Source organism: Methylobacterium dankookense, from assembly GCF_902141855.1.
GTDB classification, from domain to species: Bacteria; Pseudomonadota; Alphaproteobacteria; order Rhizobiales; family Beijerinckiaceae; genus Methylobacterium; species Methylobacterium dankookense.
Map to the genome: position 1 here is coordinate 1 of NZ_CABFVH010000058.1, position 21,661 is coordinate 21,661.

The window sequence follows — 21,661 nt, forward strand, 5'->3', positions numbered from 1 at the left end:
CTACCTGATCCAGCAGGGCTTCGTGCAGCGCACGCCACGCGGCCGCCTCCTCACCGCCCACGCCTTCCGCCACATGGGCCTCACCCCGCCGCGGCGGGAGGACGTGGCCGCCCGCGAGGCGGAGGATGCCTGAACCGTCCACGGTTTCCACAGGCGCCGTCCACAGGCCGTCCTCAGCTCCGCTTGCGCAACGGACGCTCGAAGACCGTGGCGCCGGGGGTGAAGCCGGTCGCGGCGCAGAAGGCGTGCAGATCCGCCTGATCGGGCCCGACATCCATGTGCAGCGTGCCGCATCCGGCGACGCGGGCCGCCTGGGAAGCCGCCTTCAGGAGCAGGCGGCCGATGCCGCGGCGGCGCTCCTCCGGGCCGACGAGGAGCGCGTCGATCCGCGCCACCGCGAGATCCGCATCGAGAACCCGGTGCCGGTGGAAGGCGACGAGCCCGCTCGGCGGTCCCCAGGCGAGCGCGATCAGCGCGCTGCCGCCCTCCTGCCGCAGCGACTCCAGGCGCTCGGCCAGCCGGTGCGGATCGATGGGCCGGCCGGCCGCCGCCAGGAGTTCGGCGAGGCCGGCCGCGTCGGCACCGGTCGCGGCGCGGATCTCAAGCCCGTAACGCTGTCCCACATCCGGCCCCGTCGCGCCGCCCTCCTCGCGAGGTGCGGCCGGCCTTGGGGCCGGTCAAGTCCCTCAGGCCAGGGTCGTCAGGTCCTGGAACCAGTGCTGGGCCTGGGTATAGCCCTTCACCCGCGGCGAGAGGGCGTGCGGGTTGGTATCGTGCACCACCCAGACCTGCACCGCCTCGTCCACCACGATCTCGTGCATGCGGGCGAGGAGCTTGTCCTGCTCGGCCGTGTCGAGGCTGTTGCGGATCTTGTCGCAGAGCGCGTCGACCTCCGCGTTGCGGTAATGGCTCCAGTTCACGCCGTTCGGCGCGATCTGGCGGGAATCGTAGAAGCGCAGCATCGCGTAGAACGGGTCGGAGGTGACGTAGGCGATGTTGCCGCCGGTCACGTCCTTCAGGCTCGGGTCGGTCGCGCCCTGGCGCCAGGCGGTGTAGGCCACCTCCAGCTCCACGGTGCGGAACTCGACCTGGATGCCGATTTCGGCCCAGCTCTGCTGGATGAACTCGTTGATCGGCAGGGAGAGCATCTGCCCGGTGCCGCCGGTCGGGATGATGAACTTGGTCTTGAGCGGGTTCTGGACCGAGTAGCCGGCCTCCGTCACGAGCTTGCGGGCCGCATCCATGTCGGTCTTGATCTGGAAGCTCGGCTTGCCGAACCACGGGCTCGACGGCTGGACCTGCCCGACCGCCGGGGCGGCGAGCCCGCCCATGAGCTGCACCACGCCCTCGCGGTCGACGGCGAGGTTGGCGGCCTTGCGCAGGCGCAGGTCCCGCCAGGGCGAGCCCTCGGCCATGGAGAGGTGGTAGTTCCAGACATGCGGCGTGTCGTTGCCGACGATGCGCATGCCCGCGGCCTTGAGGCGCGGCACCGCGTCCGGCGCGGGCAGCTCGATCAGGTCGAGATTGCCGGAGAGCAGCGCGTTCACCCGGGCGAGATCCTCGGGCACGCAGGAGAGCGTCAGCTTGGCGAGCCTCGGCATGCGCTTGGGGTTCCAGTAGGCCTCGTTCGGCACGAACTCGGCGCGCACCCGCGGGGTCAGGCCGGCGAGCTTGTAGGGGCCGGTGCCGGACGGGGCGAAGGCGAATTTCGACCAGTCGCGCCCGACCTTCTCGAACTGCGCCGGCGAGGAGATCAGGAACCACAGCATCTGGTAGGGGAACAGGCTGTCGACGCTCTTCGTCGTCACCTGCACCGTCGACGCGTCGAGCTTCTTGTAGGCGGCGACGCCCGGCAGGCGCGGGCGCACCTGCGCCGCCTGGCGCTGGTCGAAATGCGGCGCCTCCTTGTTCAGCACCTTGTCGAAGTTCCAGATCACCGCGTCGGCGTCGAAGGCCGAGCCGTCGTGGAAGGTCACGCCCTCGCGGAGCTTGAAGATCCAGTTCTTGCGGTCGGCCGGGTCGCTCTCCCAGCTCGTCGCCAACCCCGGCACCATCTTGCCGGGACGGTCGGCCACGTCGAGCTCCCAGGCCACCAGCGGATCGTAGAGGGTGAGCCCGGTGAACTGGTAGCCGCCCGCGCCCCGGTCCGGCTGGCCGGTGGTGAGCGGCAGGTCGGTCATCGAGATGCCGTAGGTCAGGCTGCCGCTCGGACGGCCCGTCTGCGCGAGCAGGCTGCCGGTCGGGCCGAGGGCGGCGAGCGCGGCGCCTCCGGCCAGCAGCGTGCGGCGGGTCAGCGGGGTGCGGTCCATCGGAACTCTCTCAACAGGCATGGGGCGTGCGGCGCGAAAGGCCGGAGGCGACCTCACGGATGCGTGAGGCCTGGACGATGGCATGCAATGTACAGGCCAGCGCCCACGCGCCTTTCCGGGCGTCCGCCGCAGGCCCCGAACACGGCTTCCAGGTGGAGGACCGGCCGCCCGCCCATGCCGCGCTGCCGCGTGACAGCGCGGCCGGCCGCGCGCACACTGGCAGGGACGCGACCGGGCCCTCAGAGTTCCGGCGCGGCCGGGGGCGGGAACGGAGGACGCGATGCCGCGGTACTTCTTCGACGTTCAATCCGGGTCCGGGCTCGTCTGCCTCGACTATGAAGGGCTCGACTGCGCGGACGATCAGGCCGCCCTCGACACGGCCCGGCACGGCGCCGGCTTCACCTCGCACGGCGATTGCGCGCGCAACCCGCAGCTCACGCGCTACCGGTTCTCGGTCGCCGATGCCGAGCACCGCCCGCTCTTCGAGGTCCCGTTCTCCGAGCTGGAGCCCGACCGGCCGCTCGCCCGCAAACGGCCGCGCAACCCGGCCCGCGCGCCCCGCGGCGGACGGAGCCGCCCGGTCGTCCACTGAGGCGCGCGACCGTTCTCGGGCCGCCCAGAGCCGCGCTCCACAACTGTGGACTGTGTCGGGCGGCCGCTTCCGCCTCCTGCGGACGGGGCCGGCGCGCGCTTACGCACAGGGGAGATCGGCCGGTTCATAGTTTCGTAAGGGGGACGGCGGCCATGTGGTTCGGTACGTGGACCGAACCATGCAACCGGAAATTGCCGATCTGATAGACGGCGAACTGGCAAAGGGCTGGCACGAGCGGCGGTCGCAGAGTCTCGGCCGGCTTCTGTGTGCGCGCCGCGATTCCGCGCAGGAGCGGCAGGATTACCGCGCCGCGGTCTGGGTCGCGGGCCTGCTCTACCTGATCTTCACGGCGACCGACGCGCTGCTGATCCCCGACGTCCTGGCCTATACCAGCGTCGCCCGCTTCGGCATCTGGGTGGCCTTCGTCTTCGGCCTCGACGCGCAGATCCGAAGGGGGCAGCCCCTGTCGCGGATCGACAAGCAATGCGCCGCGGGCGTGGTCGCCGCCTACGCGGCGTGGCTATGCCTGACGAGCTTCAGCGCCCACCATCTCAGCGCGTCGTACTACATCATCTACGGGATCATCTTCATGATGGTCTCGAACCTGTTCTTCAATTTCGGCTTCAGGCTCGCCGCCGCGACTTCGGGAGCGATCCTGGCGGGCTTCTTCCTGGCGCTCGCCACCCTGTTCCCGGTCGGCACCACCTATACGGTCGTGGTCGGCACGCTCTACCTCGCCACCTACCTCCTGACCCTGTTCGTGAACTGGAAGCTCAACCGCGAGCGCTACCGGGTCTTCCTCAACGCGGTGCGGGCCGAGATCCAGCAGCAGAAGGTCGCCGAGCGCGGCGCCGACCTGCTGCGGCTCTCCACCACCGACGCCATGACGGGCCTGCCGAACCGCCGGGCGATCGACGAGGAGCTGCGCATCACCTGGGAGGCCTGGCAGGCGGGCGGCGCGCCGTTCGGCGTGATCCTGATCGATATCGACTACTTCAAGCGCTACAACGACTTCTACGGCCATCAGGCCGGCGATGCCTGCCTGACGGCGGTCGCCCGGGCGATGGAGGCCGCGAGCAGCCGGCACGGCGGCTCGATCGGCCGGTTCGGCGGCGAGGAGTTCATCGTGCTCGTCCGCTCGGGCAGCCGCGACCAGACCATCGGGGTCGCCGAGGAGGTGCGCCGCGTGGTCGAGGATCTCGGCCTCGAACACGCCCAGCGACCCGACCGGATCCGGGCGGTGACGGCAAGCGTCGGCGCCGTGTTCAGCTCGGACCTGCCCGGCGCCAAGGCCGAGCGGCTGGTGACGGAGGCCGACCGCGCCCTCTACCGCGCCAAGGCGAGCGACCGGAACTGCGTGCGCGCCTTCGACCGCCACGACCCCGAGCGGCTCGACCTGCACGAGAGCGTGGCCGACCTCGTGCGCACGGCGCTCGCGCAGGAGCGGGTCTCCCTCGTCTACCAGCCGATCCTCGACGCCCGCACCGGCCGGATCGAGGCGGCCGAGACCCTGATGCGCATCACCGCGCCCGGCGGCGCGCCGATCTCCCCGGCCACCTTCATCCCGGTGGCCGAGCGCACAGGGATCATCGTCGAGCTCGGCCGCTGGGCGATCCGCACCGCCTGCCGCGAGGTGCTGGTGCCGGGGCTCGCCCCGCGCATCAGCGTCAACGTCTCGGCGGTGCAGTTCCGCAATCCCGGCTTCGTACTCGGCATCGCCGAGATGCTGGGCAGCCTCGGCCTGCAGCCGGCGCGCCTCGCGGTGGAGGTCACCGAGGGCCTGGAGATCGAGAGCCGGCCGGAGGTGCTGCAGGGGATCGCCGAGCTGCGGCAGCTCGGGGTGCAGGTCTGGCTCGACGATTTCGGCACCGGCTTCTCGGGCCTCTCCTGCCTCCAGGCCGTCCCCTTCGACGTGGTGAAGGTCGACCGCTCCTTCCTCCACGCCGCCTCGACGGAGCGGGGCGCCCTGATGCTGCGCGACATGGTCGGGCTCGTGCGGAATGCCGGCCACAGGACCCTGGTGGAGGGCGTCGAGAATTTCGGCCATCTCGACCGGCTGGCCGGGCTGCCCGTCGACCTCGTCCAGGGCTTCCATCTCGGCCGGCCGATGCCGATCGAACTGCTACGGGCCCATCTCGGGCAAGGTGCTGGCCAGGAGATCGACCCGGCCTCGCGTCAGGCCCGCTCCAGTTCCAGATAGCCCACGCATCCGGCCTCGTCCGGGAAGTAGCGCGCGGCGCGGATGTCGTTCTCCGAGATCTCGCCCGCGAAGCCGCGGATCGCCGCTTCCGTCCGGTAGATCAGCCACCAGTCCATGAAGGCTTCCATGTAGCCCTGCTCGCCGAGCCCCGGCAGGAAATTCGCCACCACGAGGCGCCCCCCGGGCTTCAGCAGGGCGAAGAGCCGACGGGTGAGACGCGCGGCGATCCGGTCATCCAGATAGTCGTAGAGCCCGGCCGCGTAGATCAGGTCGAAGCGGCCGAGATCCTCGCGCGCCGCGATGAAGTCGCGCACGCTGCGCGGGCGGCAGGCGATGGCCGGCGGCAGGGTGCGGGCCCGATCCGCGACGACCCGGAGGCTCTCCGCATCCTGATCGGTGGCGAGGAAGCGGGCGACGCGGCCCGCGCCCAGCGCCGCGCTGATCTCGGCCTCGCGCAAGTGGCCGCAGGCGACCGCCAGCATCTCCGCTCCCGGCCGCTCCTCGGCGACGCGATCGATGGTGCGGGCGAGGATCTCCCGGCGCTCGCGCACGGAGCGGCAGGGCGCCGAATCCCGCGTCACGGCGTAGACCGCGCGGCCGATATCGCCCGCAGCCGCGACCGCCTCCGCTGCATCGGGGTGGCGATAGATCAGGTCGAGCAGCCCGGCATCGCCCGGATAGCCCCGCGGCCGCCGATAGGCATGGGCGGTGAGCGGGCAAGACCAGAGCAACTCGGCGAGCGGATGCGCGCGCACCGTGCCGAGCGCCACCTCCGGCCACGCCCCCTCCCCGGCGGCCTCGCGGATCGCGCGCAGGGCGTCGATCGCGGCCCCGGTGCGGGCAGCGGCCTCGCCGGCCGCGGCACGGTCGAGGATCGCAGCAATGTCGGCCTGCAGCCGGATCTCGTCGGGCGCGAGGACACGCGGCGTCGGAACGTCCGGTAAGATCTCGGGATGTAACGGGGCGGGCAGAACGCGCGAAATCGCGGTTGCCGCACCGGTAGCGCCAGAAATCCTCCGCCGCGCGTTGCGCACACGGAGCTGAGGCGTCGGCAGGGGACGCATGCAAAATTTCCCAAGACGCACCCCGGACACGTGAACCGTGCCTCAGACGGGTGTTTGTTCTCACCGAATCTTAGGTTACCGAAAGCCTAACGGGATCGTTACAGGTGTTCGCTTCGGGTCGGTGGTTTTCCACGGTTGACACGACTTGTGCACAGCCTCGGCCGGCGCGGGCTTGGCCGGCGGTTTTCCTCTTGACAGGCCGCCGTGGAGACGGGGCCGTCCGCTTGTATTTTGCCGGAGGTGGGGATAGGTAGCCCCCTCGATGACATGCGGGTCCGGCGACCGGCCCGCTTCCCGCCCGGAGTGACGAGCCTTGGCCAGAGCCGGCTCAGCGTCTGTGACCGAGAGCGCCGCCTTCGCGGCCGCACGGTCGCGCGCGCTCCTCCTCGGCCTGCCGCTTACCCGCCCCTGAGGGCCGTCCGGGCGCGCGCCTGGGCTCTCAGGGGATCGCGAATCGCCGTCATCGTCATTTCCAGAACCGCCACGGCCGCAGGCTGCGCCGGGCGTTCCCGCGACAGGGTCATCCCATGAGCACGACTTCCCCCGCCTCCGCCCGCGACCGCGTGCTGATCTTCGACACCACCCTGCGCGACGGCGAGCAGTGCCCCGGCGCGACCATGACGCTCGACGAGAAACTGGCGGTGGCCGAACTCCTCGACACGATGGGCGTCGACATCATCGAGGCCGGCTTCCCGATCGCCTCGATCGGCGATTTCGAGGCGGTCTCCGAGATCGCGCGCCGCTCCAAGCGCGCGGTGATCGCGGGTCTCGCCCGCGCCATTCCCGCCGACATCGCGCGGGCCGGCGAGGCCGTGCGCCACGCGCAGCGGGGCCGCATCCACACCTTCGTCTCGACCTCGCCGATCCACCTCGCCTACCAGATGCGCAAGAGCGAGGACGAGGTCGTCGAGATCATCCTGAAGACGGTGGCCCAGGCCCGCTACCTCGTCGAGGACGTGGAATGGTCGGCCATGGACGCCACCCGCACCGGGATCGACTACCTGTGCCGCTGCGTCGAGGCGGCGATCAAGGCCGGCGCCACCACGATCAACCTGCCCGACACGGTCGGCTACGCCACGCCGGCCGAGTACCGCGCCATGTTCGAGGCCGTGCGCGAGCGCGTGCCCAATTCAGACAAGGCCATCTTCTCGGTTCATTGTCACAACGACCTGGGCCTCGCGATCGCCAACTCGCTGGCCGGCGTCGAGGGCGGCGCGCGGCAGGTGGAGTGCACCGTCAACGGCATCGGCGAGCGGGCCGGCAATGCGGCGCTGGAGGAGATCGTGATGGCGATCCGCACCCGCGCCGACGCCCTGCCCTACGAGACCGGCATCGAGAGCACGATGCTGACCCGCGCCTCGAAGCTCGTGAGCCACGCCACGAACTTCCCGGTGCAGTTCAACAAGGCGATCGTCGGCCGCAACGCCTTCGCGCACGAGAGCGGCATCCATCAGGACGGCATGCTGAAGCACGCCGAGACCTACGAGATCATGACCCCGGCCTCCGTGGGACTGACCAAGACCTCCCTGGTGATGGGCAAGCACTCCGGCCGAGCGGCCTTCCGCTCGAAGCTCGGCGAGCTCGGCTTGCACTTGTCCGAGAACCAGTTCCAGGACGTGTTCGAGCGCTTCAAGGCCCTCGCTGACCGCAAGAAGCACGTCTACGACGAGGATATCGAGGCGCTGGTCGACGAGAACCTCGCCACCGCACACGACCGCATCCGCCTGGTCTCGCTCTCGGTGATCGCCGGCACGCACGGGCCCCAGCGCGCGACGCTGAAGCTCGCCATGGACGGCCGAACGCTGACCGAGGAGGCCGACGGCAACGGCCCGGTGGACGCGGTCTTCAACGCGATCCACGCCCTCGTGCCCCACGAGGCGGTGCTGGAGCTCTACCAGGTCCATGCGGTGACCGAGGGCACGGACGCGCAGGCCGAGGTCTCGGTGCGGCTGAAGGACGGCGAGCGCACCGTGACGGCGCGCGGCGCCGATCCCGACACGCTGGTGGCCTCCGCGAAGGCCTATCTCTCCGCGCTGAACAAGCTCGCGGCCTCCGCCCGCCGCCTGCACGCGCAGGATCCCGCCACCGTCTGAGAAAACCTGCGATCCGGGGGTGGACAGCCCCCGGATCGCTTGCTATCAGGCCCCACCTCGGCGGCGGAACTTGGTGGCCGCCCCGAGAGATCGCCGAAAGGCGGTCGGGCGCATAGCTCAGTTGGTAGAGCAGCTGACTCTTAATCAGCGGGTCCTAGGTTCGAACCCTAGTGCGCCCACCAAATAACCCCCACAGAATAAACGTTTTTCCGCAAGGCGCCCCCGGGGCGCCTTTGTCGTTTCCGGGCCTTGGGCGGGGTTTGGGCGGGGACGCGCTACACCGGTGGGGCAGCCGCCTGAGGTTCAGACGCTCGGATGAATTCCCCCGTCCGGCCCCGGCATTCCCTCGCTCGTGTGAAATCAGAAGGGGCCCCGGTTCGCGCCGGGGACCCCTCTCATGCCGCGGCAAGCCCCCCGGCCGGGGCGCGGCCGCCGTGCACGGGAACCGCGCGGCCAGGGTCTCTCAAGCCGAGCGATTCGTAACCGCTTGGGCCCGTCAGGTCACCGTGTCCGGGGATGGCGCGGAGCGCCGTAGACCCACATGCCGCCCTCGTATGTGCCGATGGTGAAGAGCACCCGCTCGGCGGTCCAAGCCTGCGCGCCGAATGTCTCCATGTCGAGGTCGTCACGGTCCCCCGGCTCGCCCCCCTCCGGGTTCACCCAGTCCTCCGACGAGAGCTCGATGATGGAGAGCCGGCGCCGGGCCTCATCCTCCGAGACCGTCCGATCCCCGATCTGCCACGCCGCGATGTGGGCGCCGTCGGCGCGCGAGAGGAAGAAGTCGTACATCGAGGTCTTCATGCGTTGCGGCCCCTACGGCTTCGCGACTGGGCCGCCCGGAACGATGCGCCCCGAGATCTGGCGGCGGTAGCGCCATGCCAGGTAGGCGGCGACCTGGCACTGACGCGGGGTGAACGGGCGGCCGCTGTCGAGCCGGCGCGCCAGCTCGCGGGCTAGCTTCTTGTCCGTGCTGCCCACCGAGTAGGTCACCGCGCCTGGCGACAGGGCGGCCGCCCTCGTGCTCGCGAGGTCCTGCATCTCCCGCCAGATCCGCCGCAGGCGCTCGCGCTTGTCACGGTCGCGCTCGGCCATCACCTCCTCGCAGGAGAGGTCGAGGGAGGCGCACATGCGGGCCATGGTGGCGCGGATGCACTCCTCGTAGGTCATCTCAGCCATGGAAGGACCCCACGGCGGGAAGGTCGGCGTCGCGGGTGCGGGCCGGCGGATCCAATGGGATGACGTAGGCGGTCGGGTTGCCCTCGGCGTCGAACTGCATCCCGGACGCCGGCGGCGTGGCGGCCTCCCCGGCTGGCAGCGCGACGAGTTCGAGCGGCTCGAAGCTGGGCAGCCCCGGGATCCTCGGGCGGATGTCGCCGTCGATGAACGGGTCGTAGGGACGGGCACGGCGGGCGGCGAGCGCCCGGCAGCGGATGGGATGCGCCTTCTTCATGCCCATCAGGCTACCCTCGGCGCGGGCCGGGAACAGGGGTCCTGCCGCCGGTTGCGGTAACCATGTTGACGGCGGTGAGGGGTCTGGATGAACTCGTAAATGAGTTATCCGGGGGCCTAGGGCGCCCGACCCTAGCTATATGAGTTGCCCGGCGGCCGACGTCGGCGACCGCGTTAACCATGCGATTCCGAGAGTGGCCTCTATACGCGACATCCGGACCGCCCCATCCCCGCGATGTCGCGTATACGAACCATTCGGCCTCCGGCGTCGGCGACCGTGTTAACCATGGCCGCCTCCTCGTGGTGGTCCACTACTTTACGCTCTGGACGGTCTGATGGACATCGAGGAGATCCTGCTCTGCCCCGTCCCCGAGGATCCCCGGATCCCAGGGACACCGGTCGGCCGCGTGGGGTCGGTCGGCCTGGCGAAGCTCACCCGCCGCGTCCCCACGATGGGCGCGGTCCTCTCGTACGAGGGCAGGCAGGCCTATGTCGACGGCCGGCCGGTCGAGCATGCCGTGCTCGCCGAGGCACTGTTGCGGGCGGTCGTGGCGGCGGCGAATAGGCTGTGGGGCGACCTGTGGGTCGCGCCCCTCGTCGCCGTGACGCGGCTCGGGCAGCGCACGGCCCAGCGCGACCGGATCATCAAGTTCGGTCTGCCCACGCCCGTCTTGAAGCTGCTCGGGTCCGCCGCGTACGTCGACCACCCCCGCGCCGTCGGGTACCAGTTGCTCGCCGTCGCAACGGTATGGGACGAGATGGGCAGCGACGATGAGGAGCACCACCGGTCCGGCGTGCTCTCGCACAGCGACCGCGAGGACCTCGACCGCCGGCTCCATGGCGTCCTGCGCGCGGCCCAGGGCCTCGTCGAGGAGATCCGCGAGGAGACCGACCTGGCTCGACGTATCCGCCTCGGGCTAGAGACAAAATCTTAACGAGTCGCGCGGTATCCAAGGGGGCCTGTCACGTGCGGCCTAAGCCGGCGAGCAGGACCTCATAGCACGCCCGCGGTGATACACGGGGCGTCTCCGGAAAGGGATCCGATGACCGACGAGATCCGGCGCGCTCAGCGCGCCCGGGCGCAGCGCGACGCGTCCACGCCCCCCGACACCGTCACCTTCCCCGCCACCCTCCGCCAGCTCCTAGACGGCTGGCCCCTGTACTGGAATCACCCCGGGGCCGACCTCCTGGCGTGGTCGCGCTCGCTCCGGCGGGACGAGCTCCCCCGCGGCCTGCGCGACGCCCTGGCCGCGCTCGACGAGGGCACCGTCACCGCGCCCCTCGCCGCCGCGCTGGCAGAGGCGTTCGCCGAGGCCGCCGCCGACACCCGGCTCACGAAGGCGGTGCGCGAGGACTGCCGGGAGCATGCCTCGCGCTGCCGGCTGAGTGCCGCGTGGCTCGGTGACTATGACTGCGCCGTGCGGGCAATGCACGAGGCCGACGTCTCGCTGGGCGGCTCGTTCGACGACTGCGAGCGATGGGCTCTGATGCTTACGCGCACCGAGCTCTCGTACGTGGCGCATCAGAACCTGCTCGGCACGCACGATCCCCAGCAGCCCGTCCACCGCGCCGTCCTGCGCGAGCGAGCGGGCCAGGAGCTCCTCGCCGAGGCCGAGGTCACGCGGTTCTGGGCGGCGCTAGACCGGGGCGAGAGCCGCTCCGCCCTCCGGGGCGCGGTCCGGAGGGGCCCGGTCCGCGACGACACGGGCGCGGACCCGCGCGACCCCGATTTCGACCCCCTCGACCTGGGAGAGGCCGAGGCGGCGCCCCCGGCCGGCGTCCGGGTGGCGGGGCCGTTGACGCACCTCGCGGACACGCGGGCGGGCCTGCGGGCGGAGTTCCGTGACGTCGCCGACCGTGTCCTGCCCGTCACGCCGGCGCCGGACCCGCAGGCCGTCCACGCCGCCCTACTGCGGCGCGTGCCGTGGGCACCGGCCCTCGCCGACGCCGTCGCCGGCGATCTCGTCGGGGCGCCCTACGCCCGCGTCCGGCCGCTGCTGCTCGTCGGGCCACCCGGCTCCGGGAAGACGTCCGCCGCGCTCGCGCTCGGCGAGATCCTGGGCCTGCCGTCGACGCTCTATGGCGCGGGCGGAGTGGCGGACGGGATGTTCGGCGGCACGTCCCGGGCCTACCACACGGGCCGCGCGAGCGTCCCGCTGCAGGCCATCCGGCGGGTGGGGCGCGCCAACGTGCTCGTGGTGATTGACGAGGGGGACAAGGCGGCGACGGGGGACCACAACGGAAGCCTCGTTTCGACGCTGCTGCCGTACCTCGAATCGACCTCAGCGCGCCGGCTATACGACGTCTACCTGGAGTGCGAGGTCGACCTCAGCCCGGTCTCGTACGTCATCACGGCGAACGAGCTCGCACGCGTCTCCGGCCCGCTCCGGGACCGCTGCCGCATCATCCACGTGCCGCGTCCCGGCCGGGAGCACCTCGCGGCCCTGGCGCCTCAGATAGCGGAGGCGCTCTGCCGCGAGAGGGGCATGCACCCGTCCGAGGCCGTCCTCGACGCGGCCGAGATGGAGAGCCTGCAGCGTTCTGGCGCGGCGGCTCACTCCGGGAGCTCACGGCATGCGTGGCGGTCTGCCTCGACAGCCGCGCTCATGGCCCGCGTCACTGATTTCGGGGAGGATGAGATGCAGCAGCAGGACAACACCGCCCCGGCCGCCGACCTGGCCACCCCCGCCGGCTCTACTTGTGCTCCATCGGCATGGACCTCGCGCTCCGCGCCTACCGCGGGGAGAACGGGCTCACGTGGTCCGACGTCCACCGGCTCGACCGGGCGCTCAAGGAGTGCCTCGCCGTCTCGGACGAGGACGCCGCCCGGGGGCACGCCGATGGCGTCTGAGAACCTCGCCGAGATCCGCGACCGCATCCGCGCGGCGTGGACGGCCCGGCGCGTGTGCGGTCTCGTCGGCATCGCGGCCACGCTGCGTGTCGAGCGGATCATGGTCCTCGATGCCCGCGGGCGGATCCCGCGCCCGGATGCCGTGAGGATGGCGCTGGAGGCGGAGGCGGTCGCGCTGTGCTTCGCCCCGCTCCCCCGCTGTGACTGACGTCTACCGCAACCTCCGACGCGGCGACTGCTGGTCCATCCGCGAGAGCGGCCGCGTCGTCGCGCGCGTCTCGGAGATCGCGCTGCGGGACGTGCGGCTGGTGGTGCAGCCTGGCGGTCGCGCGGCGTGCCTCCGGACTGGCGTCCGGTCAGTCCATGCGGTCGCGCGCGGCACCCGAACCGATTTCGACGGCGTCCCCGAAGGCGCCTTCGAGGTCGGCTACAGCCCCTGGCACGCCGACCATTTCACCTCGCGCCCAGGGTTTCATCAAGTATTGGCTGCTAGGCTGATCGTATTCACAAGCACCGGAACGGCTTGGGCGCTCCTCTAGCGCCGGCCGGAGGATTCCCGCCATGACCGCCCGTCTCTGGGTCCTGTCGGACCTGCATCTCGACGTCTGCCCCCTCGATCTGGACCCGCCGCCGCACGACGTCGCCGTCATCGCCGGGGACGTGGGCGAGCGGCTCTGCGACCGGGTCCTGCCGTGGCTGAGGGTGCTGCGCGGCCCGGCTGTCTACGTGCCGGGCAACCATGACTGGTGGCGCACGACGTACCAGCGTGAGGTCGCCGAGGCGCGCGAGCTCGCGGCCGCCGCGGGGATCACGCTCCTGATCGAGGGCGAGGTCGCCACGGTCGCCGGGGTCCGGTTCGTCGGCGCGACGCTCTGGACCGACTGGTCGCTCCGCCTCGACCAGCAGGCCCGCGCCATGTCCGACGGCGCGGGCAGGGCCGGCGGGATGCGGGACGTGCGCAAGATCAAGTGGAGGCGCGGGCCTGGCGACTACAGCGCGTTCCTGCCGCGCGTCTCCGGGGGCCTTCATCGGGAGCAGCGCCGCCGCATCGAGGCCGCGCTGGCGGAGCCGTACGCGGGCCCGACGGTCGTCGTCACGCACCACGCCCCGCACGAGCGGAGCCTGCGGGGCGGCGGGTGGCAGACGCCGCTGGACGCCGCCTACGCCTCGGACCTGTCCGCCATCCTGGAGGGGCCGACGGCGCCGGCGCTCTGGATCCACGGGCACATCCACGAGTGCCGGGACTACGTCGTCGGCGGCACCCGGGTCGTCGCGAACCCGAGGGGCTACATCACCGAGAGCCCGGGATCCCGCCTCCGCGCGCCGTCGCGGGAAGTCGAGAACCCGGCCTGGGATCCGGCCCTGATCGTGGAGGTCTGAGCATGTGCGCCCTCATCCTCGCGGTCGCCCTCGTGGCGGCCCCTCCCGCCGTCGCGGGCGTCATGGATCAGGCCCGCTGGTCCGCCGGGACGGTCGAGCGCCGCGGTCCCGTGACCGTAACGACGGGGCTCGATTTCGAGCGGGCGGCGCCCGGCGAGTGGCGCTTGCGGGCCCGGTGCGAGACCCGCGACACCCGGACAGGGCGGTGGTCGGCACGCACGGGGACTGGGGTCGCGGTCCGGTCGATGGGAACGGTGATGATCGAGGCGGCGCCGTTGGGCCGCATGGTTCTGTTTCCGGACGGCGAACTCGCCGCCAACACGGCCGCCTGCGCCTCGGGGGCTGCCGACCTCGGGACGGGCGACTAAACGATCGCTTAGTTTCCGGGGCGGGGCGGCAAAACTAAGCGATCGTTTAGTTCGGGCTAAAACGGCAACGGCCGGGGCTCTCACCCCGGCCGTTGGTAGCTAACTGGCGTTCGGTTCGCTTTACTGAAGCAGGTAGCCGAGGCGGAGCTCACGCTGGATGCTGGCGCGCTCTGCCTCACGATCCTGCACGCGGAGGTGGGCGGCCCAGTGGTGCCAGAGCCACATAATGCGGGTTTGCCGCCGAAAAACAACATGATTTTAATGGGGGCGATCCCCACTCAGGCACGGATGCAACGGCCAACGTAGCCCGTACTGCACCGCCGCGAAAGATCGTCCAAACTTTTTTCGAGGCTCCTGGATGCCCACCACTGGGTGAGGATCGCATCGCCTGTCCTTCCCCTACCGGGCGGCGCGCGCGGCATGGCGTGGCGGCGACCCAGGCGCCTGGACGGGGTGTGTTTCAGGGTCTCGCGCGGGAAGGTTTTGGGCCGTTAACCGCCGACCCTCGCGGCCCAGCGGCCACGCTTGTGGTAGGGCGCGACGCGCCCCACACTGCTCTGGTTCGCGGGTGTGGTGCCCTGCGACGACCCGCAGGGACCAATGCCCCTCACCCCTCGCCAGTCCTACGCTGTCCCGCCGGTCCCGTCCGTCCTCATGGACCGGGCCGACGTCGAGACGCTGCTGCGCGAGCAGGAGGAGCGCACCGCCCTCCAGGCCAAGCTGGCCCACCTCCGCGTCCTCCACGCCCCCCGCGCCCGCGGCAACGCGACCGTCATCGTCGACAGCCGGTTCGACGAGGGCGTCCATCTCCGCACCCGCGAGCTCGCCAAGGATCCGGCCGCGCACGCGGCCTCCCACGTCTCGCTCCAGCGCCACTACGAGAGCCGCGGCGCCCACGCCCTCGCGCGCGTGAATGCCTTGATGTGGGCGGACTGCGAGATCTCCTCGGGCTCGCCCTTCCACGGGATGCCGCCCCAGGAGATCTCCGGCATCCTGATGTCCCGCATGGATGCCGCCGGGATCCCGAGGCCGAGCTACATCCTGTTCAGCGGCCGCGGCCTGTGGTGCGTGTGGCTGTCCCGCCGCCCCCTCAAGACCTGCGTCCAGGTTCGCGTGCGCCGCCTCATCCGCTGCCTATGGGGTGAGGCCGTCCAAACCGGCGCCGCCAACGTCGAGCGCGTGAAGGCCAAGGCCGCCGCGAACGCCGCCATCTGGCAGGGCATGGATCTCGATTGGTCCGTCGGCGACATGGCACGCGTCCACCGCGTCGCCGGGTCGATCAATGAGAAGTCCGAGGAGCGCGTCCGCCTCCTCTGGCCGGAGAGCTGGGGGGACGTGCAGCGCCACGACCTCGACACGCTCGCCGACGCCGTCATGCCGTTCAGCCGATCCGAGACCGCGCGGTACCGGGAGGAGCGCGACGCCCGCCGGGCCGCCCGCGAGGCGCAGGCTGCGGCCGAGGGCAAGCCGGTCGCGCCGCCGCGCCTGCGCACGCATTCCCGCGGCCTGTGGGGCGCCGTCGAGGCCGAGCTCCTCCGCGTCCTGGCCATCGGTCCCGACCGTCTCGCCCGGCTCGGCCTGCGCGACCTGCTTTGCTTCCACGTCGCCGTCGCCCGGGCCCGGACCAGCATGGGCGGCGACGCAGATTCCTGGGCCCGCGAACTCGCCCCCCTCGTCATCGGCGACAGGCTTACGGAGGAGAACCTTCGATCTTACCTCGGGGCGGTCGCCAAGCGCCTGCGCCAGCACGAGGCCGGCGAGGTGCGGATGCACAAGGGCCGGGCCGTCACCCCTCTCTACACCCCGAAGCTGGCCAAGATCCGGGCCGACCTGAATCTGCCCGCTGACCTCTGCGACGAGCTTGGCCTGACCCTGCTCCGCCCCGATGCGCCTGTCCGCACCGCGACCGAGCGGTCGGCCGCCCGGCGCCAGCGTGAGGGTGCCACGCCCCGTGCCGACCACGCCCACACGCTCGCCGAGGTCGCCCGGCTGGCCCGCGAGATCCAGGGCGCGACGGACCTGCCCCTGACCGAGATCGCCCGCCTGCTCGACTGCTCGCGCGCCACCGTTTACCGCGCCCTCGATGCCCACCCGGCCGAGGCGGTGGTCAAAATTATTCCGTCGGAGGAGACCGTCACGGACGGTGTCTCAGTTCCGGCACGTAATCTAAAGGGTGGCTACGCCAGCCCTGCCTGCCCCGCACCGCCCAAGATACCGGGACCGGCCGCTCCCGCCGCCAAGGCCCCTGAGGCCCGCACCAGCCGCCGCAAGTCCAAGGCCGCGCCCCAACCCCAGACCCTGGCCTGGCCGCCCTACGACCCGATCCAGCGCCTCCTCGCCCTGTACGAGTTTGGCCGTGCCCGCACCCTGGAGGCGGAGCGCGAACACGGCCAGAGGCAGGGCTGGTGCTCGCCGTGGGATGACATGATGTGCGCGGCCTCGACACTGCAGTTCGAGATGGAGGAAGGGCGCATGTACCATTCCGCCCCCCTCAAGCCTAGGAACGAGGCGAAGCTCCGCGCCCGTCTCGCCGTGCTCGGTATAGATCCCTACCTCTACCTGCCTTGTCCGTCGCCTGACACCTGCCTACACTAACGCCTGGGATCGAGAGATCTCTGCTGGTCACTTTGCACCACATTGTCGACCGACCTTCGCCCGCCTCGGTGACCCCGTGGCGGGCGTTGTCGTTTCAGCCCCCCTAGTCCCTTGCCAGGGCCGTAGGCAGGATCCGGGGGCCATGATGCTTTCGCCTCCCGCCATGCCCATGCCCCATCCCCCGACAGTCTCCGCCCGTGCCCGACGCGAGGCCGACCGTGACCGCAAGCGTGCGGAGCGCCAGGCCCGGCGGGATGCGGGCGCGCCGGATCCGCGTGCCCTCGACGCGGCCCTCGTCGACGCCCTCCGAGACGCCCTGCAGACGGGCTCGGGGACGGGTGGGCTCCACCCCACCGTCCGGCTCGACGACGTGCTCCGGCGCGCCCTGGGGCACCTGCAGGGGCGTACGAACGGTGGCGCTCCCTTGCAGCGCGAAGCCGTCCACCAGGCCGTCGCGAACCGGTTGGCACCGCCCCCACCTGAGGCCATGGGAGCCGGCCAGGCAGGTCCGTCCCCCGGCACCGACCCCTCCCCATCGAGGCCCGCCCGGACTGGCGTTCGAGGATCCCATGCCGGTGCCGGACCTCGACCTTTACGCCAAGACGCCCCTCTACGTGACGAGCGTGGTGCTGCGGAGCTCGCGGCCCGCCGGGGTCGAGCATCACAGCCTTGAGGCTGCATGGCTGGACGGTATGCCTGGACAAGGGGCCGCCACGACGGGAAACTTGGCGTTAGGATTCCTGGTCAGTTTCGATGTCCCGTCCCCACCTCAGCGCCAGCATAGTCGAGCTTGAGCGCATCTTCGCGACCACCGAGGGAGACCGGAAGGTTCTCAATACCCTCCTGGCGGAGCTCGACCAGCGCCCGACGAACCCAGCCGGGCGCCTCAAGGCAAAAGTGACTGCAGCCCTGGAAGGCGCCGAGAAGATCAAGACACCACCGCGCCCCGCACCAACTCCAGCGCAACAATCGAAGCCTCCAGAGCCTTCCCGGACCAGTTCCCCCAAGGAACCGCCTCCCGAACAGAAGTCTGAGGCGAAGCCCTCATCGCCTCCGCCATGGCTGGACCGAAGCTCGCGCAGGCCGCCTCCGCCGGTAAGGGATCGGCCCGAGGACGTGCTGTCGACCTGGGCGGCGTTGGCGGTGCTGTCCCCCGTCACCTACCGCAAGCCCGCGGACATGGCGGACGGCGACGCACGCCGGATCGCCCTCCTCGACGGGGGCCCGCCGTGGTGACCGCTCGGCGAGAAGGCCAGACACCGCACAGTCAGTCTCGCTGGACCGCTTCCTCCGCATTCGGATCGCTGGCGCAAGCAACACCAACCGCTGTGTTCCCTAGGACACAAGATGTGCAACAGTATTACATTTCGCACCGCAGCGCATTGACCAGATAGGCTCCATCAGCAAAGGTCACAGGGCCAAGGTTCCCGGGGGTTTCGGTTCGCGGGCTAAGAGAGAATTCGGTGGGCTCTCCGGAGCAAGGCCGAAGCTGCCCCCGCAACTGTGAGCGGCGAGCCCTTGCCGTCCGGGTCACTGGTGCCTCGCACCGGGAAGACCAGGCTGGGGTGCTGACCCGCGAGCCAGGAGACCTGCCTTGGGCAACGACACGTCTCTCGGGCGGGGTGTCCCGGCGGAGCGCAGGAACGGACCCGGCTGACCATGCTGGTTCCCGCGAGGGCACCCGTTCGGCCGCTGCTCGACAACCTGAGTGCATCGGTGACCGATCGTCCGAGTTTGATGGCCCCACCGGCCGTCAGTCTTAGCCCGTCCGCCTTCGCAGGACGGTCCCCGATACCGGGGCGCTGCGTACCGCGGCTTGCCCTCGCTGCAGAGCCTGAAGGTGTCGTTCGCCGAGATCGCGGTCTCCATCCCGCCTGACTCCACCCGCAAGGCGGGCTCGGTGCAATGGCCGGCAGAGCTACCGGGCGATCCTGCGACCGGCTTCGTGACGGTGAAGGCGCACACGCTTGATCGCCCGCAGGCGATGTCCTGGATCAGCCGCACTGCCAAACTGGTGCCACAGCGCCAAGCCCTCGTATTCATCCACGGCTTCAACAACCTGTTCGAGGAAGCGGTCTATCGCTTCGTCCAAATCGTCCACGACGGCCGATAGCCTCAGTGATGGCGCAGTAGGTTAGCAACCAATGACCTCAGGGCACAGCATTCTCGATGCGGTTGAAGCTATCGATTTAGGCGAGTTTGATACCCATCCTTTATGAGCAAGCGCATCTCCGTTCGGCCGCTGGCGTCTAATCATGCAAAAATTTTAGGGGTTGTCTCACGCAATTCAGAATAGAGCCTAGGCAGCAATCAGTCACTGATGCTGGCTCTCGGAAGTACCACCGGAATTTGCAGAGGTTGATGCTTAAATTCGGTGCCGCAACTTTTTTGGCGGGTGCGTTTGCCAAGGTTGGTTGGCCACTTCCGCGGGCCCTGCTATGCCTAAGTATGGATCGAAATAGCATTTAGGCTAAACCTATCAACAGGGAATGAAAGTCTAGCATCAATGTATATACACATCGGGAATCCCAATCCATTTGTTAACTTGCGGTGTGTGCTTCTGTCCGTTAGCGCGCATTGTATGTACAAGTCGCTTCGTCATACTACCCGAAGTGAGCTGCAAATTTTATTCAAAAGCATCGGCATGAAGGGATTTCTTCTCGAATTCGAGCTCTCAGGTCTTGTGGATATGAATGGCAGCAAAAAAAGAACTGACTATATCCGCGGCAAGGTTGACGCCTTGATCGAGGACATACGCGCTACCCGGGCCCCCTCAGATCTCGCTGATCGTCTTGAGACGGCAGCGCAAGCCGCCTGGAAGTGGCTTAGCCATGCCACGTCGGCTCAGCTTTCTGAGGCCATCGCTAGCTCTACTATGCAGGTTGAAGTCGATAATAGCGATTCTGTATTGAATAGTGATATGGCGGAATGTGCCTAAGTAAGAATCGGCGTGGAAAAAGGGCTCTGACTCACTCTCGCTGGTACCAGCGGCGTTGAGTTTGCGGACATCCACGATGGAGCCGCAGCATACGCCCCCGCTTCCGGTCGTCGAGCCTCGTACCCGCTGGTTTCGTCGATCATCTCGATAGCGACGCCGACCGGGTCGGTCTGGACGTGAGATCGGGAGCCGCGGTGGCGACCTGCCTAGATTGTGGAACGCCTTCGCGTCGCATCCAAAGCCGCTACCGGCGCCGTGCCGCCGACCTGCCGCTCGGCGGCCGGCGCGTCGAGCTCCGGGTTGTCGTACGACGATTCTGGGGCGGCGCGCGAAGCCATGCTGAGCGCAGCGCGCCGCACTGGGCGGTCATGGCCGATCAGCAGGTCTCTAGAGTGACGGTGTTCGAAGCCTCATTCCGGAGACGGATCGACCATGACCAGACCGCAGCTTACGCCGCCGGCCGGCGTTCTCGTAGCCATCGACGTCGCCAAAGCCTGTGACCTTGCCCCCTGTTTGCCCCCGTTCATAACCAGAGTCCGTTCTGGTTCTGGTCCTGTCGGGACCGGGTTGCAAACGCGTTCGGGGTGAGCCCGCCGAGGCTCGTGTGGGGGCGGCAGGTGTTATAGTCGACCCGCCACGCCTCGATGATGGTCCGGGCCGCCGGCAGGCTCCGGAACAGATGCTCGTTCAGGCACTCGTCGCGCAAGCGCCCGTTCAAGCTCTCGACAAAACCGTTCTGCTGCGGCTTGCCGGGCGCGATGTAATGCCACTCGACCGCACGCTCCTCCTGCCAGCGCAGGATGGCGTGCGAGGTCAGCTCGGTGCCGTTGTCCGAGACGATCATCAGCGGCTTGCCCCGGCCCTTGATGATCCGGTCGAGTTCACGCGTGACCCGCCGCCCGGACCGCGACGTGTCGACCACCAGCGCCAGGCACTCCCGCGTGCAGTCATCGACCACGACGAGGATGCGGAAGCGCCGACCGTCGTCGAGCGTGTCGGAAACGAAGTCGAGGCTCCAGCGCTGGTTCGGCTCCTGCGGCACCGCGGCGGGCGCTCGCGTGCCAAGTGCTCGCTTGCGACCTCCGCGCTTGCGCACCGACAGCCGCTCCTCTCGGTAGAGCCGGAAGAGCTTCTTGTGGTTGAGAGCGAGGCCCTCCCGCCGCAGTAGGATGAGCAGGCGCCGGTAGCCGAACCGGCGGCGCTCGACGGCCAGGCCGCGCAGGCGCACCCGCACAGCCGCGTCGTCACCACGGGTCGAGGCGTAGCGGTACGTCTTCGGCTCAAGGCCGATCAGCCCGCAGGCACGACGCTGCGAATAACCTTTCTCCTCGATGGCCCAGCTCACGGCCGTTCTCCGTGCGCCGGGCGTCAGAAGTTTTTTCCCAGCGCCTCACGCAGCGTGGCCACGTCGAGCATCGCCTCGGCCAGGAGCTTCTTGAGCTTGCGGTTCTCCTCATCGAGCGCCTTCAGACGCCGCGCGTCCGAGACCTCCATGCCGCCGAAGCGCGAGCGCCACGTGTAGAACGTCGCGTCGCTGATGCCGTGGCGGCGACAGATCTCAGCCACCGGCAGCCCAGCCTGCTGCTCCTTCAGGATGCCGATGATCTGCTCTTCGCTAAACCGGCTCTTCTTCATCGTCCGTCTCCTGCTCGACGGACCCTAGCTTCAGAATGAGGGCAGGCCAGGGGGCAAGGTCATCCGGTCCATCGCAACGGCGGACGACATCGCACCCTTCCAAGTGATCTCAGTTTCCTAAACCTTCTTCTGCTACCTGAAAGGTTCCTTCCTGTAAATCCATCCTGGGATCGATTCACGGCGGTTT

Annotated in this window: 19 protein-coding genes, 1 tRNA gene, 1 pseudogene and 1 riboswitch; of the genes and pseudogenes, 14 read left to right on the plus strand and 7 right to left on the minus strand. The window is 69.6% G+C overall.

Features of this window, described 5'->3' with window-relative positions:
• A partial coding sequence (locus tag MTDSW087_RS26190) for a Holliday junction DNA helicase RuvB C-terminal domain-containing protein (protein ID WP_280525292.1) occupies positions 1-133 on the plus strand: 133 nt, incomplete at its 5' end.
• A gap of 40 nt (positions 134-173) precedes the next feature.
• Here MTDSW087_RS26190 and MTDSW087_RS26195 read toward each other — a convergent pair.
• Positions 174-623: a GNAT family N-acetyltransferase gene (locus MTDSW087_RS26195; RefSeq protein WP_144768162.1), complete on the minus strand. Its 450-nt coding sequence runs from the start codon at positions 621-623 to the stop codon at positions 174-176.
• A gap of 63 nt (positions 624-686) precedes the next feature.
• Positions 687-2,309 (minus strand): ABC transporter substrate-binding protein, encoded by a 1,623-nt coding sequence (locus MTDSW087_RS26200; RefSeq protein WP_144768164.1) that lies wholly within the window; start codon positions 2,307-2,309, stop codon positions 687-689.
• Positions 2,310-2,589: 280 nt separating this feature from the next.
• Here MTDSW087_RS26200 and MTDSW087_RS26205 point away from each other — a divergent pair, with 280 nt between their 5' ends.
• Both MTDSW087_RS26205 and MTDSW087_RS26210 read left to right on the plus strand, forming a co-directional pair.
• On the plus strand, positions 2,590-2,901 hold the full coding sequence (locus MTDSW087_RS26205; RefSeq protein WP_144768166.1) for a DUF6894 family protein: 312 nt from the start codon (positions 2,590-2,592) through the stop codon (positions 2,899-2,901).
• A gap of 178 nt (positions 2,902-3,079) precedes the next feature.
• Positions 3,080-5,101 carry a putative bifunctional diguanylate cyclase/phosphodiesterase gene (locus MTDSW087_RS26210; protein ID WP_144768169.1) on the plus strand — a complete coding sequence of 674 codons (2,022 nt, stop codon included), beginning with the start codon at positions 3,080-3,082 and terminating at the stop codon, positions 5,099-5,101.
• On the opposite strand, the gene MTDSW087_RS26215 is transcribed toward MTDSW087_RS26210, so the two are convergent.
• Positions 5,077-6,165, minus strand: coding sequence for a class I SAM-dependent methyltransferase (locus MTDSW087_RS26215; protein WP_186384007.1), 1,089 nt, complete (start codon positions 6,163-6,165; stop codon positions 5,077-5,079). The two genes, MTDSW087_RS26210 and MTDSW087_RS26215, sit on opposite strands and share 25 nt — an antisense overlap.
• 527 nt (positions 6,166-6,692) lie before the next feature.
• On the opposite strand from MTDSW087_RS26215, the gene MTDSW087_RS26220 reads away from it, so the two are divergent.
• Positions 6,693-8,258, plus strand: a complete 1,566-nt coding sequence (locus tag MTDSW087_RS26220; RefSeq protein WP_144768171.1) for a 2-isopropylmalate synthase — start codon at positions 6,693-6,695, stop codon at positions 8,256-8,258.
• Between the two features lie 106 nt (positions 8,259-8,364).
• Positions 8,365-8,440: transfer RNA gene (locus tag MTDSW087_RS26225), tRNA-Lys, on the plus strand.
• A gap of 319 nt (positions 8,441-8,759) precedes the next feature.
• Here the strand turns inward: MTDSW087_RS26225 and MTDSW087_RS26230 are convergent.
• The 3 genes from MTDSW087_RS26230 to MTDSW087_RS26240 are packed head-to-tail and all read right to left on the minus strand — an operon-like array spanning position 8,760 to position 9,714.
• Positions 8,760-9,059, minus strand: a complete 300-nt coding sequence (locus MTDSW087_RS26230; protein ID WP_003601498.1) for a hypothetical protein — start codon at positions 9,057-9,059, stop codon at positions 8,760-8,762.
• Positions 9,060-9,071: 12 nt separating this feature from the next.
• The gene (locus MTDSW087_RS26235) at positions 9,072-9,434 is read right to left on the minus strand and encodes a hypothetical protein (RefSeq protein ID WP_003601496.1); all 363 of its coding nucleotides are present in this window, start codon (positions 9,432-9,434) and stop codon (positions 9,072-9,074) included.
• Complete coding sequence (locus MTDSW087_RS26240; RefSeq protein ID WP_003601495.1) at positions 9,427-9,714, minus strand: hypothetical protein; 288 nt, start codon at positions 9,712-9,714, stop codon at positions 9,427-9,429. Before MTDSW087_RS26240 ends, MTDSW087_RS26235 begins: the two co-directional genes overlap by 8 nt.
• Before the next feature lie 328 nt (positions 9,715-10,042).
• On the opposite strand from MTDSW087_RS26240, the gene MTDSW087_RS26245 reads away from it, so the two are divergent.
• The 9 genes and pseudogenes from MTDSW087_RS26245 to MTDSW087_RS26285 all read left to right on the plus strand — a co-directional run.
• Positions 10,043-10,642: a hypothetical protein gene (locus MTDSW087_RS26245; RefSeq protein ID WP_003601494.1), complete on the plus strand. Its 600-nt coding sequence runs from the start codon at positions 10,043-10,045 to the stop codon at positions 10,640-10,642.
• A 108-nt stretch (positions 10,643-10,750) separates the two neighbouring features.
• Positions 10,751-12,766, plus strand: coding sequence for an AAA family ATPase (locus MTDSW087_RS26250; RefSeq protein WP_144768173.1), 2,016 nt, complete (start codon positions 10,751-10,753; stop codon positions 12,764-12,766).
• Positions 12,759-13,097 carry a hypothetical protein gene (locus tag MTDSW087_RS31580; RefSeq protein WP_003606802.1) on the plus strand — a complete coding sequence of 113 codons (339 nt, stop codon included), beginning with the start codon at positions 12,759-12,761 and terminating at the stop codon, positions 13,095-13,097. Before MTDSW087_RS26250 ends, MTDSW087_RS31580 begins: the two co-directional genes overlap by 8 nt.
• A gap of 22 nt (positions 13,098-13,119) precedes the next feature.
• Positions 13,120-13,938 (plus strand): metallophosphoesterase, encoded by an 819-nt coding sequence (locus MTDSW087_RS26260; protein WP_003606803.1) that lies wholly within the window; start codon positions 13,120-13,122, stop codon positions 13,936-13,938.
• 2 nt (positions 13,939-13,940) lie between these two features.
• Positions 13,941-14,306 carry a hypothetical protein gene (locus tag MTDSW087_RS26265; protein WP_003606804.1) on the plus strand — a complete coding sequence of 122 codons (366 nt, stop codon included), beginning with the start codon at positions 13,941-13,943 and terminating at the stop codon, positions 14,304-14,306.
• Between the two features lie 600 nt (positions 14,307-14,906).
• On the plus strand, positions 14,907-16,901 hold the full coding sequence (locus MTDSW087_RS26270; protein WP_144768175.1) for a hypothetical protein: 1,995 nt from the start codon (positions 14,907-14,909) through the stop codon (positions 16,899-16,901).
• A 1,404-nt stretch (positions 16,902-18,305) separates the two neighbouring features.
• Positions 18,306-18,512, plus strand: a riboswitch (cobalamin riboswitch).
• Positions 18,513-18,741: 229 nt separating this feature from the next.
• A complete protein-coding gene (locus MTDSW087_RS26275) occupies positions 18,742-19,014 on the plus strand; it encodes an alpha/beta hydrolase (RefSeq protein ID WP_238179529.1) in 273 nt (90 codons plus the stop codon).
• A 468-nt stretch (positions 19,015-19,482) separates the two neighbouring features.
• Complete coding sequence (locus tag MTDSW087_RS26280) at positions 19,483-19,839, plus strand: hypothetical protein (protein WP_131473097.1); 357 nt, start codon at positions 19,483-19,485, stop codon at positions 19,837-19,839.
• A gap of 89 nt (positions 19,840-19,928) precedes the next feature.
• A pseudogene (locus MTDSW087_RS26285) lies at positions 19,929-20,168 on the plus strand (transposase family protein); the annotation flags it as partial.
• A gap of 194 nt (positions 20,169-20,362) precedes the next feature.
• Here MTDSW087_RS26285 and MTDSW087_RS26290 read toward each other — a convergent pair.
• Positions 20,363-21,474, minus strand: a protein-coding gene (locus MTDSW087_RS26290) for an IS3-like element ISMex1 family transposase (protein WP_144768177.1) whose coding sequence is annotated in 2 segments (ribosomal slippage) — positions 20,363-21,225 and positions 21,225-21,474 — 1,113 coding nt in all. Because the reading frame shifts where the segments join, the coding sequence is not laid out codon by codon here.
• Between the last annotated feature and the right edge of the window lie 187 nt (positions 21,475-21,661).

Bases quoted from the DNA above. Each gene is read 5' to 3' on its own strand.
- MTDSW087_RS26200 (WP_144768164.1), bottom strand. From the start codon at position 2,309: ATGGACCGCACCCCGCTGACCCGCCGCACGCTGCTGGCCGGAGGCGCC.
- MTDSW087_RS26205 (WP_144768166.1), top strand. From the start codon at position 2,590: ATGCCGCGGTACTTCTTCGACGTTCAATCCGGGTCCGGGCTCGTCTGC.
- MTDSW087_RS26210 (WP_144768169.1), top strand. From the start codon at position 3,080: ATGCAACCGGAAATTGCCGATCTGATAGACGGCGAACTGGCAAAGGGC.
- MTDSW087_RS26215 (WP_186384007.1), bottom strand. From the start codon at position 6,165: ATGCGTCCCCTGCCGACGCCTCAGCTCCGTGTGCGCAACGCGCGGCGG.
- MTDSW087_RS26220 (WP_144768171.1), top strand. From the start codon at position 6,693: ATGAGCACGACTTCCCCCGCCTCCGCCCGCGACCGCGTGCTGATCTTC.
- MTDSW087_RS26230 (WP_003601498.1), bottom strand. From the start codon at position 9,059: ATGAAGACCTCGATGTACGACTTCTTCCTCTCGCGCGCCGACGGCGCC.
- MTDSW087_RS26235 (WP_003601496.1), bottom strand. From the start codon at position 9,434: ATGGCTGAGATGACCTACGAGGAGTGCATCCGCGCCACCATGGCCCGC.
- MTDSW087_RS26240 (WP_003601495.1), bottom strand. From the start codon at position 9,714: ATGGGCATGAAGAAGGCGCATCCCATCCGCTGCCGGGCGCTCGCCGCC.
- MTDSW087_RS26245 (WP_003601494.1), top strand. From the start codon at position 10,043: ATGGACATCGAGGAGATCCTGCTCTGCCCCGTCCCCGAGGATCCCCGG.
- MTDSW087_RS26250 (WP_144768173.1), top strand. From the start codon at position 10,751: ATGACCGACGAGATCCGGCGCGCTCAGCGCGCCCGGGCGCAGCGCGAC.
- MTDSW087_RS26260 (WP_003606803.1), top strand. From the start codon at position 13,120: ATGACCGCCCGTCTCTGGGTCCTGTCGGACCTGCATCTCGACGTCTGC.
- MTDSW087_RS26265 (WP_003606804.1), top strand. From the start codon at position 13,941: ATGTGCGCCCTCATCCTCGCGGTCGCCCTCGTGGCGGCCCCTCCCGCC.
- MTDSW087_RS26270 (WP_144768175.1), top strand. From the start codon at position 14,907: ATGCCCCTCACCCCTCGCCAGTCCTACGCTGTCCCGCCGGTCCCGTCC.
- MTDSW087_RS26280 (WP_131473097.1), top strand. From the start codon at position 19,483: ATGTACAAGTCGCTTCGTCATACTACCCGAAGTGAGCTGCAAATTTTA.